Here is a 13,614-nt window from a genome sequence, read left to right on the forward strand (position 1 = left end):
ACTGGGACGGTGGTCCAGGACTCCCCGTCGCGCTCCGGCGACCCCGAGCACCCCGAGCCCCGGCGGGACGACCTGACGACCGAGGAGACGCCGCCCGGCACCGCCCGAGCGACCTCGCGCAACCCCTACCGCGACGTCCTCTCGCTGCCGGGCGCGTGGCGGTTCTCCGCCGCCGCGCTCGTCGCCCGCCTGCCCATGTCGATGGTCGGCATCGGCACGATCCTCATGATCCAGGGGATCTACGGCCAGTACGCGCTCGCCGGCCGGGTCGCGGCCGCGCTCGTCGTCGCGCAGGCGATCGTCTCGCCGCAGATCGCGCGCCTCGTCGACCGCACCGGGCAGCGCGCCGTCATGCTGCCGATGCTCGCGGCCACGACCCTCGGGCTCGGCGGTCTCATCCTGTGCGCGGTGCTCCGCGCCCCCGAGTGGACGCTCTACGTGTTCGCCGCGCTGACCGGCGGGACGTCGGGCTCGTACGGCTCGATGGTCCGCGCGCGGTGGACGCACGTCGTGCCCGACGCGCGGCGCCTGCACACCGCGTACTCGCTCGAGTCCGCGCTCGACGAGCTCGTGTTCGTCGTCGGGCCGGTGCTGGCCACGGTCCTCGCGACGAGCGTGTCCCCGTCGGCCGGGCTCCTCGTGCCGCTCGTCGCGGCCGTCGTGGGAGGCCTGTGGTTCCTCTCGCAGCGCGCGACCGAGCCGCCCGTCGTCGTGCCGGAGGCGGGCGTGAAGCAGCGCTCGGCGATGCGCTCCACGGGGATGGTCGTGCTCGCGGTGATCTTCGTCGCGATGGGCATCGTGTTCGGCGCGACCGACGTGTCGACCATCGCGTTCGCCGAGGAGCAGGGCCAGAAGGGCGCGGCGGGCGTCATCCTCGCGGTGTTCGCCATGGGCTCGCTCATCTCGGGGCTCGTCTACGGCGCGCGCCACTGGGTCTCGCCGCTGTGGCGCCGGTTCGTCCTCGGGATCCTCGCGCTCGCCGCGGGCGTGTCGCTGTTCTTCTTCGTCACGTCGGTCCCGGTCCTCGCGGCGGTCATGTTCGTGACCGGCTTCGCGATCGCGCCCACGCTCATCAACGGCAACAACCTCGTGCAGAACCTCGTGGCGCCCAACCAGCTCACCGAGGGGCTCGCGTGGGTGGGGACGTCGCTCGGCGTCGGGGTGTCGATCGGGTCGTCGGTCGCGGGGTCGCGCGTCGACGCGGGCGGCGCGCACGCCGGGTTCGAGGTCGTCGTGGCCGCCGCGGTGCTCGCCGTCGTGCTCGTGCTCGCCGCGCTCCGGTCGCTGCGCCGCAGCGCCGACCGCGAGGACGTCGCGCCCGCGCCCTGACGCGCCGGGCCCCGGGTGCGCCCCGTCAGGCCGGGTCGGCGCCCGAGAGGTGCGCGCGCTCGCCCTCCTGGTCGAAGATCGTGAGGATCTCGACCGGGCCGTCGTGCGCGCCGAAGGAGTGCGGCACCATCGTCGAGAACTCCGCCGCCTGCCCCTCGTGCACGAGGATCCGGCGGTCGGCGAGGTAGACGACGGCCGTCCCCGACAGCACGGTGAACCACTCGTGGCCGGGGTGCACGCGCTGGTGCTCGGGGCCGACGGCGCGCTCGGGCGTGATGCGCATCTTCGCGACCATCGTCCCCGGGCGGTCGCGCGACAGGAGCCACGTCGTCTCGCCCGGGCGGCGCTGCGGCTCGGGCCGGATCACGACGTCCTCGTCGTCGACCGGCTCCACGAGCTGGTCGAGCGTCGTGCCGAGCGCGCGGGCGATGGGCACGAGCTGGTCGAGCGCGATGCGCCGGTGCCCGGTCTCGATCCTGCTGAGCGTCGAGGCGCTGAGGAAGCAGCGCGCGGCGAGTGCGTCGAGGGTCCAGTCCCGTGCGAGCCGGAGGCCGCGGATGCGCTGGCGGACGACCGCGTCGAGATCGACTTCTTGCGTCATGGGCAAGATCCTATGTCTTGTGCGCATGAGCGTCCTACGGTGGACGCATGACCTCCCTCCCCGCGCACCCCACCGGGACGCCCCACCACGACCACACCCACGACGGCACCGGGTGCGCCGACGTGCTCGACCTCGACGCGCAGGTGTTCGGCGGCCTCCTCGACGCGGCCGTCGCGGTCGCGGTGGAGCACGCGCCGGACGCGGTGCGCACCGTCGTCGACCTCGGCGCGGGCACCGGCACCGGCACGCGGGCGCTCGCGCGCGCCTTCCCCCGTGCCGACGTCGTCGCCGTCGACGCGGACGCCGCGATGCTCGACCGGCTGCGCGCCGGACTCGTCGGCACGGGGCTCGCGGACCGCGTGCGCACGGTCGAGGCCGACCTCGACGCGGGCTGGCCCGAGGTCGGCACGGCGGACGTCGTGTGGGCGTCGGCCTCGCTGCACCACGTCGCTGACCCGGCGCGCGTGCTGCGCGACGCCCGCGACGCCCTCGTGCCTGGCGGGCTCCTCGTCGTCGTCGAGATGACCGCGACCGCGCCCGTGCTGCCCGACGACGCGGCGCACGCCGACCTCGCCGCGCACCTCGAGAGCGCGATCGCCCAGGCGGGCTGGAACCGCTACCCCGACTGGACGCCCTTCCTGACCGACGCGGGGCTGGAGGTCGTGGACCGGCGCGAGCCGACCGCCGTCGTGCCGCCCGGCCCCGCCGCGTCGCGCTGGGCGCACGCCACGGCCGCGCGGCAGCGTGCGCACCTCGCGGACCGACTCGACCCCGACGGCCTCGCGGCGCTCGACGCCGTGCTCGCCGCGACCGCCCCGAGCGACCCGACCGCCCCCACCAGGACCCACCCCGCCGCCCCGGGTCGCGCGCCGGGCGAGCACACGGTCGCCGCGCGCGGCGGCCGCATCGTCTGGGCCGCCCGCCGGCCGCGCTGAGACCCCGAACCCTGCCGAGGAGAGCCATGACCACCACCCCTGCCACCCCCACCCCCGACGCCCCGTACGACGTCGCCGTCGTCGGCGGCGGCCCCGCCGGGCTGAGCGCCGCGGTGACGCTCGCGCGGTCGCTGCGCTCCGTCGTCGTGCTCGACGCCGGCGAACCGCGCAACGCGCCCGCCGAGGGCGCGCACAACCTGCTCGGCCGCGAGGGCGTCCCGCCGCGCGAGCTGCTCGCCACCGGCCGCGCCGAGGCCGTGGGCTACGGCGCCGAGGTCCGCGACGCGCGCGTGGTCCACGCCGACGGCGACGTCCGGTCCGGCTTCAGCCTCACGCTCGACGACGGCGGGACGGTCCGCGCGCGCCGCGTGCTGCTCGCGACGGGCCTCGTCGACGAGCTGCCCGACGTCCCCGGCGTGCGGGAGGGCTGGGGGTCGAGCGTGCTGCACTGCCCGTTCTGCCACGGGTGGGAGGTGCGGGGGCAGCGGGTCGCGGTCCTCGCGACGGGCCCGGCCGCCGCGCACCAGGTGCTGCTGTTCCGCCAGCTCACGCCGCACGTCACGCTGTTCCACCACACCGCGCCGGAGCTCGACGACGCCACGTGGGAGCAGCTCTCGGCGCTCGGTGTGCGCGTGGTCGAGGGCGAGGTCGCGCGCCTCGACGTCGAGGGCCGGTCCGTGCGGTCGGTCGTGCTCGCGGACGGGACGTCGTTCGGCGTGGACGCCGTCGTCGTCGGGCCGCGGTTCGTCGCGCGCGGCGAGCTGTTCGAGCAGCTCGGCGGAACGCTCGAGGAGCACCCGGCGGGTCGGTTCGTGCCCGCCGACCCGCGCGGCGCGACCGCCGTGCCGGGCGTGTGGGCCGCGGGCAACTCGAGCGACCTCATGGCGCAGGTCGGCGCGTCCGCCGCGGCCGGGGTCATGGCCGGCGCGGGGATCCACGGCGAGCTCGCGCAGGCCGACGCCGCGGCGGCCGTCGCGCAGCGCCGGACGCCGTTCGCCGCGCACGCCGAGCCCGCGGTCTGAGGCGGCGGCCCGAGGCACCGGGCCGGGCCCGCGGCCGGGAACGACCGCGGGCCCGTCGGCCGGAGGGTGACGCACGAGACGCCCGCTCACGCTGCGCCCCCGGACGACCCGGCGCACGATGGAGGACGACCCCAGCCACCCGTGGAGGTACGTCATGCCGTTCGGAATCGGTCGCTCCCCGCAGGACAAGCGCAACCGCACGGTCGCCGACCTGCTCGTCGCGCAGCTCATCGAGGCGGGGGTGCGCCGGATCTACGGCATCGTCGGCGACAGCCTCAACCCCGTCGTCGACGCGGTGCACCGCTCCAACGTCGGCGAGAACGCCGGCAAGGGCATCGAGTGGATCCACGTGCGCCACGAGGAGGCGGCCGCGTTCGCCGCGGCCGCGGAGGCCGAGGTGACGGGCAGCCTCGCGGTGTGCGCCGGGTCGTGCGGGCCGGGCAACCTCCACCTCATCAACGGCCTCTACGACGCCAACCGGTCCCGCGTGCCGGTCCTCGCGATCGCGAGCCACATCCCGAGCAAGCAGATCGGTACCGGGTTCTTCCAGGAGACCCACCCCGACCGCCTGTTCACCGAGTGCTCCGTGTACTCCGAGATGATCTCCAGCGCCGAGCAGGCGCCGCGCGTCATCAACTCCGCGATCCACCACGCGTACGGCGCACGCGGCGTCTCCGTGCTCACCCTCCCGGGCGACGTCGCCGACCTCGACGCCCCCGCCCCCGTGCCGGACGCCGTGTGCCGGCCCGCTCCCCCGCGCGTCGTGCCCGACGCCGGCGCCGTCCAGGAGCTCGCCGCCGCGATCGACGCCGCGAAGAAGGTGACGATCTTCGCCGGGGCGGGCGTGCGCGGCGCGCACGACGACGTCCTCGCGCTCGCCGACAAGATCGCGGCGCCCGTGGGGCACTCGCTGCGCGGCAAGGAGTTCATCCAGTACGACAACCCGTTCGACGTCGGCATGTCCGGCCTGCTCGGCTACGGCGCCGCGTTCGACGCGATGCACGACTGCGACCTCCTCCTGCTGCTCGGCACCGACTTCCCGTACGACCAGTTCCTCCCCGAGTCGGTGCGCACGGCGCAGGTCGACGTGGACCCGACCCACCTCGGGCGGCGCACGCGCCTCGACGTCGCCGTCGTGGGCGACGTCGGCGAGACCGTGCGCGCGCTGCTGCCGCTCGTGAGGAAGGCGCGGTCGCGCACGTTCCTCGACTCGATGGTCGCCAAGCACGAGAAGGCGATGAACGGCGTCGTCGGGGCGTACACGAAGAAGGTCGAGCGCACGACGCCGATCCACCCCGAGTACGTGGCCGACACGCTCGACCAGCTCGCCGCCGACGACGCGGTGTTCACGGTCGACACGGGCATGTGCAACGTGTGGGCCGCGCGGTACATCACGCCCAACGGGAAGCGGCGCGTCATCGGGTCGTTCATCCACGGGTCGATGGCGAACGCGCTGCCGCACGCGATCGGCGCCGCGGCCGCCGCGCGCGACGCCGGCCGGGGCCGCCAGGTCGTCGCCATGGCCGGCGACGGCGGCCTGTCGATGCTGCTCGGCGAGCTCGTGACGCTCAAGCAGTACGACCTGCCCGTGAAGGTCGTCCTGTTCGACAACGCGAGCCTCGGCATGGTGCGCCTCGAGATGCTCGTCGACGGCCTGCCGATGTTCGGCACCGAGTCGCCGCAGGTGGACTACGCGGCGGTCGCGAACGCGATCGGCATCCCCGCGGTGCGCGTCGAGAAGCCGAAGGACCTGCGCCGCGCGCTCGCCGACGCCCTCAACCGGCCCGGGCCCGCGCTCGTCGACGTCGTGACCGACCCGCGCGCGCTCTCGATCCCGCCGACGATCACCGCGGGACAGGTGCGCGGGTTCGCGGTCGCGATGAGCAAGGAGGTCCTCGGCGGCGGCATGGGCGAGGTCGTCTCGATGGCCCGCGCCAACCTGCGCAACGTGCCCCGCCCGTGACGGACGAGCCCACCCTCGCCGACGTCCGCGACACCGCCCGGGAGGTCTTCGGCTACCGCGACCTGCGCCCCGGGCAGCGCGAGGCGATCACCGCGCTCCTCGACGGCCGCGACGTCCTGCTCGTGCTCCCCACGGGCGCCGGCAAGTCCGCCGTGTACCAGGTGCCGGGCCTCGAGCTGCCCGGGCCGACGCTCGTCGTCTCGCCGCTCATCGCGCTCCAGCAGGACCAGGTGCGCTCGCTGCTCGAGCTCGGGGACGACGACGCGCGGGCCGCGGCCGTGAGCTCGGCGGTACCCGCGGCCGAGCGCCGCGCCGCCCTGGAGGCCGCCGCGGCGGGCGACCTCGAGTTCCTCTTCCTGTCGCCCGAGCAGCTCGCGAACGAGGAGGTCCTGGACGCCGTCCGCGCGGCCCGGCCGAGTCTCGTCGCGGTCGACGAGGCGCACTGCGTCTCGACGTGGGGCCACGACTTCCGGCCCGAGTACCTGCGGGTGGGCGAGCGCCTCGACACCCTGGACCCGCGGCCGCCCGTGCTCGCGCTCACCGCGACGGCGTCGCCGCCCGTGCGCGAGGACGTCGCCGAGCGCCTGCACCTGCGCGACCCCGCCGTGATCGTGCGCGGGTTCGCGCGTCCGGGGATCGCGCTCGAGGTCGTGCGCGCGGTCGAGGCCGAGGACAAGGACCGCGCGGTCGTCGAGCGCGTGCGGACCGAGGCGGAGCAGGGCACGGGGATCGTCTACGTCGCCACCCGGCGCCGCACGGGCGAGATCGCGGACGCGCTCGCGCAGGCCGGGCTGCGGTCGGCGGCCTACCACGGCGGGCTGCGCCGGGCCGAGCGCGACGAGGCCCAGCGGCGCTTCACCGAGGACGAGCTGGACGTCGTCGTCGCGACGTCCGCGTTCGGCATGGGCATCGACAAGCCGGACGTGCGGTTCGTCGTGCACGCCGACGTGCCCGGCTCCCCCGACTCGTACTACCAGGAGGTCGGGCGCGCGGGCCGCGACGGCGAGCCGGCGGTCGCGGTGCTCTTCTACCGGCCGGAGGACCTGGGCCTCCAGCGCTTCTTCGCGGTGAGCGTGCCCGACCGCGACGACCTGCGCGCGGTCGCGCGCGCCCTCGGGCCGGGCGCCGCCGCGTCCGACGACGGCCGCACCCGCCTGCCGCGACGCCTCGCCCGCCTGCGCGCGCTCGTCGAGGACGCACGGGCGCTCGCCGGGGACGACGCGCGGCCCGCCGCGGTGGCCGACGCCGCGCGCGAGCTCGCGCAGGCCCGTCGCCGCGTCGACGACTCGCGCCTGGAGATGATGCGCGCGTACGCCGAGACGGAGCAGTGCCGCCGGCAGTTCCTGCTCGCCTACCTCGGCGAGGACCTGCCCGAGCCGTGCGGGCGCTGCGACACCTGCTGGGCGGGCACCGCGGCCGAGCGCGCCGCGGACGACGCGGCCGCGCCGTGGTCGACCGGCACGACCGTGCGGCACCCGGAGTTCGGCGAGGGCACGGTCATGGGGTACGAGGGCGAGGACCGCGTGACCGTGCTCTTCGAGGCGTACGGGTACCGCACGCTGAGCCTCGACGCGGTCGCCGAGAACGGCCTCCTCACGCCGGGCTGAGGCCGCCCGCGGCCTCGCGCGACGCCCGGTCGGCCCCGTTCCGCCCCCGGCGCGGCGTGGGGAGTCCTCCCCATGTGACGTATCTCCAGATCGCCCCACGGCATGGTCGGCTCACGGTAAGGTGTGCGTACGTTCACGACAACTCCACACGCCACTTCCGTGCCGTGGCCCGCCGCCCGAGGGGACCTCGCATGATCGCGTTCATCGTCATCGGCATCGCCGGACTCGCCCTCCTGCTCCTCTCGCTGCTCGTCGGCGAGATCGTCGACCTGGGCGACGGCGCGGTGTCGGGCACGACGCTCGGCGTGGGTGGCGTGGTCTTCGGAGCCGTCGGCGTGATCGTCGCGTCCAACGACCTGCCGACGTGGCTCGCGTACGTGGGCTCGCTCGTCGTCGCGCTCGTCGTGATGGTCCTCGTCCAGTCGCTCGTCAAGCACCTGCGCGCGTCGGAGGACGGCGTGCCCGCGTCCCTCGTCGGCGTGCAGGGCACCGCGACGACCGCGATCGACCCGGCCCGCGGCGAGGTCTCGCTCGACGCGGCGCACGAGCTCGAGCGCCGCCTCGCGTGGTCCGACGAGCCCATCCCGGAGGGCGCGCGCGTCGTCGTGCTCGAGCAGTCCGGGAGCCGCGTGCGCGTCCAGCGCCACTACCCGAACGACTGAGGACCGCCGGGCGCGCCCGTCGCGCACCGACGCAGGGTGCCCCGTGCACCCGCACCGCTCCACCGGCCCGGACCGGCCGGGCGCTCGACGCCGGTCGGACCGGCCCGCTCGACCGCCGCACGTCCTGACCTGCCCGCACCCACGGAAGGAGACGCGCTCCGGCGCGGACCATGTTCGACGACACGAACCTCATCACGACCTTGGCGATCGTCGCCCTGGTCATCGCGTTCTTCGCGGTGGTCATCTTCATCAGCAAGCGCATCCGCCGCGTCCCGCCGAACGAGGCCCTGGTCATCGTCGGCCGCGGCGCGGGCCGCAAGGAGGCCGCGGGCAGCGGGCAGAAGGTCGTCGTCGGCGGCCGCACGTTCGTGTGGCCGATCCTCCAGCAGGGCTTCTCGATCTCGCTCGAGCAGCGCCAGATCGGCATCACCGTCGAGGGCGTCGACAAGAACCGCATCAAGATCGCCATCAAGGCGTCGATCAACTTCAAGGTCCGGGGCGACGAGGAGGGCGTGCGCCGCGCGGCCCAGCGCTTCCTGTCCCAGCAGGGCACGCTGACCGAGATCATCAAGGAGTCGCTCGAGGGCTCGCTGCGCTCCATCGTCGGCGACATGACGATCGAGCAGATCATCTCCGACCGCAAGGGCCTGTCCGACCGCGTCGTCGAGTCCACCAAGGCCGACCTCTCGGAGCAGGGCCTGCAGGTCGACCTGCTCAACATCTCCGACATCTCGACGCCGGGCTCGGACTACCTGTCCAACCTCGGCCGCGCCGAGTCGGCGCGCGCCCGCCAGGTCGCCGAGGTCTCCGAGGCCGAGGCGCAGCGCGCGTCCGAGTTCGCCGTCATCGAGGCGGCCGAGCAGATCGCCGAGCGCCAGAAGGCCCTCGACCTCAAGCGCGCCGCGATCAAGGCCGACACCGACCGCGCGAACGCCGAGGCCGAGGCCGCGGGTCAGCTCGCGCGCGCCGAGCAGGACCGCCTCGTCGCTCAGCAGGAGCGCGAGGCGCTCGCCGAGCAGGCGCGCGTCACGCAGGAGCGCCTCGACATCGAGATCCGCAAGCCCGCCGAGGCCAAGGCGTACGCCGAGGTCCAGGAGGCGAACGCGCGTCGTGACGCCGCGAACGCCGCCACCGAGGCCGACGCGTACAAGCGCACCGTCATCGCCGAGGCGAACAAGACCGCGGCGATCCAGGACGCCGAGGCGTCCGCGCAGGCCGTGCGCCGCGCCGGTGAGGCCGAGCGCGACCGCCAGGTCGCCCTCGCGGCCGGTATCAAGGCCGAGGGTGAGGCCCGCGCCGCGGCGATCGAGGCCGAGGGTCGCGCCGAGGCCGCGGCGACCGACGCCAAGGCCGACGCGCTTCAGAAGTACGGCGAGGCCGCGCTCGTCCAGGAGCTCATCGAGCGCCTGCCCGAGATCGTGCGCGCCGCCGCCGAGCCGATCGGCAACATCCAGGGCATGACCGTCGTCTCGACCGACGGCGCGTCCGCGGTGACGAAGAACGTCGCGTCAGTCCTCGGCGAGGGCCAGGGCGTCATCAAGCAGCTCACGGGCGTGGACATCAACCAGCTCATCGCGAACCTCGCGGGCACGCAGCTCGCGGGTTCCGGCGAGTCGTCGACGAACGGCACCTCGCACTGACCCACCTGCCGAGCATGCGGCTGTGGCCCGTCCGGACGTCCGGGCGGGCCACAGCCGCATGCTCGGCGAGTGCGGGGGGGATCCGTCAGGTCCAGCCGAGGCGGCCGAACGCGTCGAGCGCGAGCAGCACGCCGAGGATCCCCAGCACCCACCCCGTCATGTCGGTCGCGTTGCGCGTCAGCCACCCGTCCAGGCGCCGCAGCAGCGGGTCCACCGCGCGCGCCGCGACGAGCCGACCGAGCAGCAGCAGGAGCGCGGGCGCGACCATGACGACGCAGTACGCGGCGAGGACCCCGGCGCTCGCGGGCCAGCCGACGTCCGACGTCGTGATGATCCCGATCGCCGCGAGGTACGGCAGCATCGTCCCGACCTCGACCGCGACCGCCCCGAGCGCGAGGCCCAGGAGCGGCAGCACCGACGCGCGCGTACGGACCGCGCCCGCGCCGGCCGCGTCCGCCTCGATCCCCAGGGCGCGCTCGCGCCAGCGCGCCAGCCGTCCCGGTCGCGCGGGGCCCGGCGCCGGACCCGCACCCGCGTCGCCCGGCTCGCCGCCCGTCCCGCCCGGGACGCGGTCGGCGCGCTCCGGGTCCCCGTCGGCCGGGACGCCGTCGCGGGCGGCACGCCGTGCGGCGCGCTTGCTGTCGAAGCGGAAGCTCAGCGCGAACAGCCCGATCCCGAGCAGGAGCTGCACGATCGTCGCGGCCCGCGAGTCGAGCGCGTCGCCGAACCGGTCGAGGACCGCGCCCGCCCCGAGCATGACGACGACCCCGACGGCGAGGTAGGCGACGGCGACCGTCACGAGGTACGCGAGCACGCGCCCGGCGCGGAGCCGGCCGGGCGCGAGCAGCAGCCACACCGGGACGAGGAGCGTGCCGAAGCTCGTGGAGTCGACGAGCGCGAGCACCACGAGCACGCCCGCCAGGGCGGCGAGGCCCAGGCCCGGTCCTCCGGCGGCGTCGAGGTCGAAGGGGATGTCCATGCCGACGAGCCTCGCGCGCGGCGGGCACCGCGTCGTCGGGCGAACGACCGATCCCGGGCCCCCGGTGCCGCGCCGCACGGGCCGGGCGCGGCGCCGTCGTACACCGTTCGGCCGATCCGCCGGTGGCGATGCTGTGCTGGGATGGGGTCGTGAGCACGTCGGACGGCAGGGCGGGCGCGTCGCGGTCGCTGCGCCACGTGTGGCGCATCGAGGACCGCCGCAACGACGTGCTCTCCGCCGTCATGACGTTCGTCCTCGGCTGGCTCCTGATCGAGGTGGGCCTCGTGGGCCTCGTCCGGGCGCCGTTCGTCGTCGAGCCGGGCGCGCCGTGGTGGCGCGTCGCGCTGCTCGCCGCGGGGTGCCTGCTCATCCTCGTCAAGCGCGCGCACCCCGTCCTCGCGCTCCTGGGCGGCGTGCTCGTCACGGCCGTCGACCTGTGGTGGGGCGGCAGCCTCGCGATCACCCTCGTCCTGTGGGACCTGCTCTACGCGGCCGCCCTGTGGTCGGGCCCGCGGGCCCGCGCCTGGCTCTGGGGCGTCGCGGTGACGGTCGCGGTCGTCGGGTCGGTCGCCGCGGGCGAGGCCGCTCGCGACGTGCGCCAGTTCGTGTACGTCGCGCTGCAGCTCGGTGCGGTGCTGCTCGTGCCGATGTGGTGGGCCACGAACGTCCGGACGAAGAGCGAGCTCGCCGAGCTCGCGGACGAGCGTGCGGACCTCGCGGCGCGCGAGGCCGAGGCGGCGGCCCGCACCGCCGAGCTCGAGCGGCAGCGCGCGCACGACCTGGAGCGCATCGCCGAGCTCGACCGGCACGAGGCGGTCCGGGCCGAGCGCGCCGCCATGGCCCGCGACCTGCACGACGTCATCGCGTCGCACCTGTCGACGATCGCGATCCACTCGGGCGCGGCGCTCGCGCACCCGCCCGACGCGGCGCAGGACCGGGCGGCGCTCGAGCAGGTGCGCGCCAGCGCGGTCGCGTCGCTCGACGAGATGCGCTCGATGATCCTGCTGCTGCGGACGGAGGGCCGGCGCGACGGCGCGGGCTCCCTCGACGCGGTCGCCGCGCCGGGCCGGCTCGCGGGCCTCGACACGCTGCTCGACGCCGCGCGCGCGACGACCGCCGTCACGCTCGACGACCCCGACGGCGTCGCGGGGTCCGCGCTGCCCGCGGCCGCGGACCAGGCCCTGTTCCGCATCGCGCAGGAGGCCGTGACGAACGCCCTCAAGCACGCGCCGGGCTCTCCCGTGACCGTGCGCCTCGCACGCGACGGCGCGGCCGTCGTGCTCGAGGTGTACGACGACGGGGCGCGCGGCACCGCGGCCCCGGTCGACGGCCCGCTGAGCGCGGGGACGGGGCTGCTGACGATGCGCGAGCGGGCGGACGGCCTGGGCGGCGCGCTCGCCGCCGGGCCGGGCCCGGGCGGCGGGTGGACGGTGCGCGCGCGGGTGCCCGTGGGTGAGCACGCGACGGCGACGGAGGACGCATGACGGCACGACCGGTCCGGGTGCTGCTGGCCGACGACCACGCCGCGATCCGCGCCGGGCTGCGGCTCCTCCTCGACGCCGCGCCTGACGTCGAGGTGGTCGGCGAGGCCGCGGACGGCACCGCCGCGGTCACGAACGCGCGGGCGCTGCGGCCCGACGTGGTGCTCATGGACCTGCGCATGCCCGGCGTCGACGGCATCGAGGCGACGCGCACGATCACCGCGGAAGGGCTCGCCGAGGTCCTCGTGCTCACGTCGTTCGACCTCGACGAGTACGTGGACGGCGCGCTGCGGGCCGGTGCCGCGGGCTTCCTGCTCAAGTCCGCGGAGCCGAGCGCCCTGATCGACGCGGTGCGCCGCGTCGCGGACGGCGACGGGGTGCTCGCGCCCGAGGTCACGCGCCGTCTCCTCGCGGCCTTCGCGCGCGGCCCGGAGACGGCGCCGGGGACGCGGGCCACGGCGGGTCCGGCAGGTGCGACGGCGGACGGCGCCCCCGGTGCGCCCGGCACCGACCCGCGACTCGCGGACCTGACGCCCCGCGAGGTCGACGTGCTCGCGGCGCTGGGTCGCGGGCTGTCCAACCAGGGGATCGCCGCCGACCTGTTCATCACCGAGGCGACGGCCAAGACCCATGTCTCGCGCGTGCTCGCGAAGCTCGGGGTCTCGACCCGCATGCAGGCCGCGATCGTCGCGCGCGACACGGGCCTCGCCTGAGCCCGCCGGACGGCGTCCCGGCGCGTGCCGGGGATCAGCGCGGCAGGTGCCGCGTCACGTCGTCGAGGTAGGCGTCGGCGTCGAAGTCGTCGAGCAGCGCGCTCTGCAGGATGAACCCCTGGCACGCGGCGAGGAAGAGCGGCGCCTGCTCGGCGCCGAGCGCGGCGGCGTCCTGCGGGTCGAGCCCGTGCTCCTGCTCGTGCCACCGGGCGACGTACCCGGCGAAGACGGTGCGGAGCTGCACGAGGACGTCGGCCGCGAAGCCGAGCATGCGCGGGTCGGTCACCGCCTCGCCCCAGAGCTGGACGAGGATCCCCGTGCTCCCGATCTCGCGGACGGCGCCGCGCAGGAGCACGCCGACGAGCTCGGACGGCGGGGGCAGCGGGTCCTGCTCGGCGATGCGCTCGACGTCGGCGATGCGGCCCCCGACCACGCGCGCCGCGACGTCGTGCACGATCGCCGTCTTGGAGTCGTAGTAGCCGTAGATCGCGCCGGCGGACAGCCCGGACTCCGCGATGATCTCGGCCATCGACGTCGCGGTGAAGCCCTTGCGCCGGAACACGCGCAGGGCGGCCTCCGCGATCTCGTCGCGGCGGCGCGTGCGGTACTCCTCGCTGACCCGGGGCACGCCCCCACCCTAAACCGAACGAACGTTCTTGACAGCGGGCCTGCGTGGGTCGAG

12 protein-coding genes are annotated in these 13,614 nt (G+C 75.6%); 9 read left to right on the forward strand and 3 right to left on the reverse strand.

What is annotated here, in order from left to right; all coding sequences use genetic code 11:
* Positions 1-9: 9 nt before the first annotated feature.
* Complete coding sequence (locus tag GJV82_RS06335) at positions 10-1,329, forward strand: MFS transporter (protein ID WP_404812935.1); 1,320 nt, start codon at positions 10-12, stop codon at positions 1,327-1,329.
* A 25-nt stretch (positions 1,330-1,354) separates the two neighbouring features.
* Here GJV82_RS06335 and GJV82_RS06340 read toward each other — a convergent pair whose 3' ends face one another.
* Positions 1,355-1,930: a helix-turn-helix domain-containing protein gene (locus GJV82_RS06340; protein WP_155098643.1), complete on the reverse strand. Its 576-nt coding sequence runs from the start codon at positions 1,928-1,930 to the stop codon at positions 1,355-1,357.
* Between the two features lie 47 nt (positions 1,931-1,977).
* Between GJV82_RS06340 and GJV82_RS06345 the strand changes: the two genes are divergently transcribed.
* From GJV82_RS06345 to GJV82_RS06370, 6 genes are all read left to right on the forward strand, one after another.
* Positions 1,978-2,865, forward strand: coding sequence for a class I SAM-dependent methyltransferase (locus GJV82_RS06345; RefSeq protein WP_155098644.1), 888 nt, complete (start codon positions 1,978-1,980; stop codon positions 2,863-2,865).
* 26 nt (positions 2,866-2,891) lie between these two features.
* Positions 2,892-3,887 carry an NAD(P)/FAD-dependent oxidoreductase gene (locus tag GJV82_RS06350; protein WP_155098645.1) on the forward strand — a complete coding sequence of 332 codons (996 nt, stop codon included), beginning with the start codon at positions 2,892-2,894 and terminating at the stop codon, positions 3,885-3,887.
* Positions 3,888-4,041: 154 nt separating this feature from the next.
* Positions 4,042-5,850: a pyruvate dehydrogenase gene (locus GJV82_RS06355; protein ID WP_155098646.1), complete on the forward strand. Its 1,809-nt coding sequence runs from the start codon at positions 4,042-4,044 to the stop codon at positions 5,848-5,850.
* Positions 5,847-7,457 (forward strand): RecQ family ATP-dependent DNA helicase, encoded by a 1,611-nt coding sequence (locus tag GJV82_RS06360; protein WP_318657358.1) that lies wholly within the window; start codon positions 5,847-5,849, stop codon positions 7,455-7,457. Before GJV82_RS06355 ends, GJV82_RS06360 begins: the two co-directional genes overlap by 4 nt.
* Positions 7,458-7,648: 191 nt before the next feature.
* Positions 7,649-8,119 (forward strand): NfeD family protein, encoded by a 471-nt coding sequence (locus tag GJV82_RS06365; protein ID WP_024839808.1) that lies wholly within the window; start codon positions 7,649-7,651, stop codon positions 8,117-8,119.
* A gap of 170 nt (positions 8,120-8,289) precedes the next feature.
* Positions 8,290-9,759, forward strand: coding sequence for a flotillin family protein (locus tag GJV82_RS06370; protein WP_024839809.1), 1,470 nt, complete (start codon positions 8,290-8,292; stop codon positions 9,757-9,759).
* A gap of 85 nt (positions 9,760-9,844) precedes the next feature.
* On the opposite strand, the gene GJV82_RS06375 is transcribed toward GJV82_RS06370, so the two are convergent.
* Positions 9,845-10,738, reverse strand: a complete 894-nt coding sequence (locus GJV82_RS06375) for a GAP family protein (protein ID WP_155098647.1) — start codon at positions 10,736-10,738, stop codon at positions 9,845-9,847.
* Between the two features lie 149 nt (positions 10,739-10,887).
* Here GJV82_RS06375 and GJV82_RS20695 point away from each other — a divergent pair, with 149 nt between their 5' ends.
* Positions 10,888-12,222, forward strand: coding sequence for a sensor histidine kinase (locus GJV82_RS20695; RefSeq protein WP_196217193.1), 1,335 nt, complete (start codon positions 10,888-10,890; stop codon positions 12,220-12,222).
* Entirely contained in the window at positions 12,219-12,932 is a 714-nt protein-coding gene (locus GJV82_RS06385) for a response regulator (RefSeq protein ID WP_155098649.1), read from the forward strand. The genes GJV82_RS20695 and GJV82_RS06385 overlap by 4 nt, the downstream gene beginning before the upstream one ends.
* A 34-nt stretch (positions 12,933-12,966) precedes the next feature.
* Here the strand turns inward: GJV82_RS06385 and GJV82_RS06390 are convergent, their stop codons facing one another.
* Positions 12,967-13,560 (reverse strand): TetR/AcrR family transcriptional regulator, encoded by a 594-nt coding sequence (locus GJV82_RS06390; RefSeq protein ID WP_024839813.1) that lies wholly within the window; start codon positions 13,558-13,560, stop codon positions 12,967-12,969.
* Positions 13,561-13,614 lie beyond the last annotated feature (54 nt).

It is taken from the genome of Cellulosimicrobium composti, assembly GCF_009711085.1.
Taxonomy (GTDB): domain Bacteria; phylum Actinomycetota; class Actinomycetes; order Actinomycetales; family Cellulomonadaceae; genus Cellulosimicrobium; species Cellulosimicrobium composti.

What these genes read in the sequence shown, in the direction of transcription:
- GJV82_RS06345 (WP_155098644.1), top strand. Translation starts at nt 1,978, where the DNA reads ATGACCTCCCTCCCCGCGCACCCCACCGGGACGCCCCACCACGACCAC.
- GJV82_RS06385 (WP_155098649.1), top strand. Translation starts at nt 12,219, where the DNA reads ATGACGGCACGACCGGTCCGGGTGCTGCTGGCCGACGACCACGCCGCG.
- GJV82_RS06350 (WP_155098645.1), top strand. Translation starts at nt 2,892, where the DNA reads ATGACCACCACCCCTGCCACCCCCACCCCCGACGCCCCGTACGACGTC.
- GJV82_RS06370 (WP_024839809.1), top strand. Translation starts at nt 8,290, where the DNA reads ATGTTCGACGACACGAACCTCATCACGACCTTGGCGATCGTCGCCCTG.
- GJV82_RS06375 (WP_155098647.1), bottom strand. Translation starts at nt 10,738, where the DNA reads ATGGACATCCCCTTCGACCTCGACGCCGCCGGAGGACCGGGCCTGGGC.
- GJV82_RS06365 (WP_024839808.1), top strand. Translation starts at nt 7,649, where the DNA reads ATGATCGCGTTCATCGTCATCGGCATCGCCGGACTCGCCCTCCTGCTC.
- GJV82_RS06340 (WP_155098643.1), bottom strand. Translation starts at nt 1,930, where the DNA reads ATGACGCAAGAAGTCGATCTCGACGCGGTCGTCCGCCAGCGCATCCGC.
- GJV82_RS06355 (WP_155098646.1), top strand. Translation starts at nt 4,042, where the DNA reads ATGCCGTTCGGAATCGGTCGCTCCCCGCAGGACAAGCGCAACCGCACG.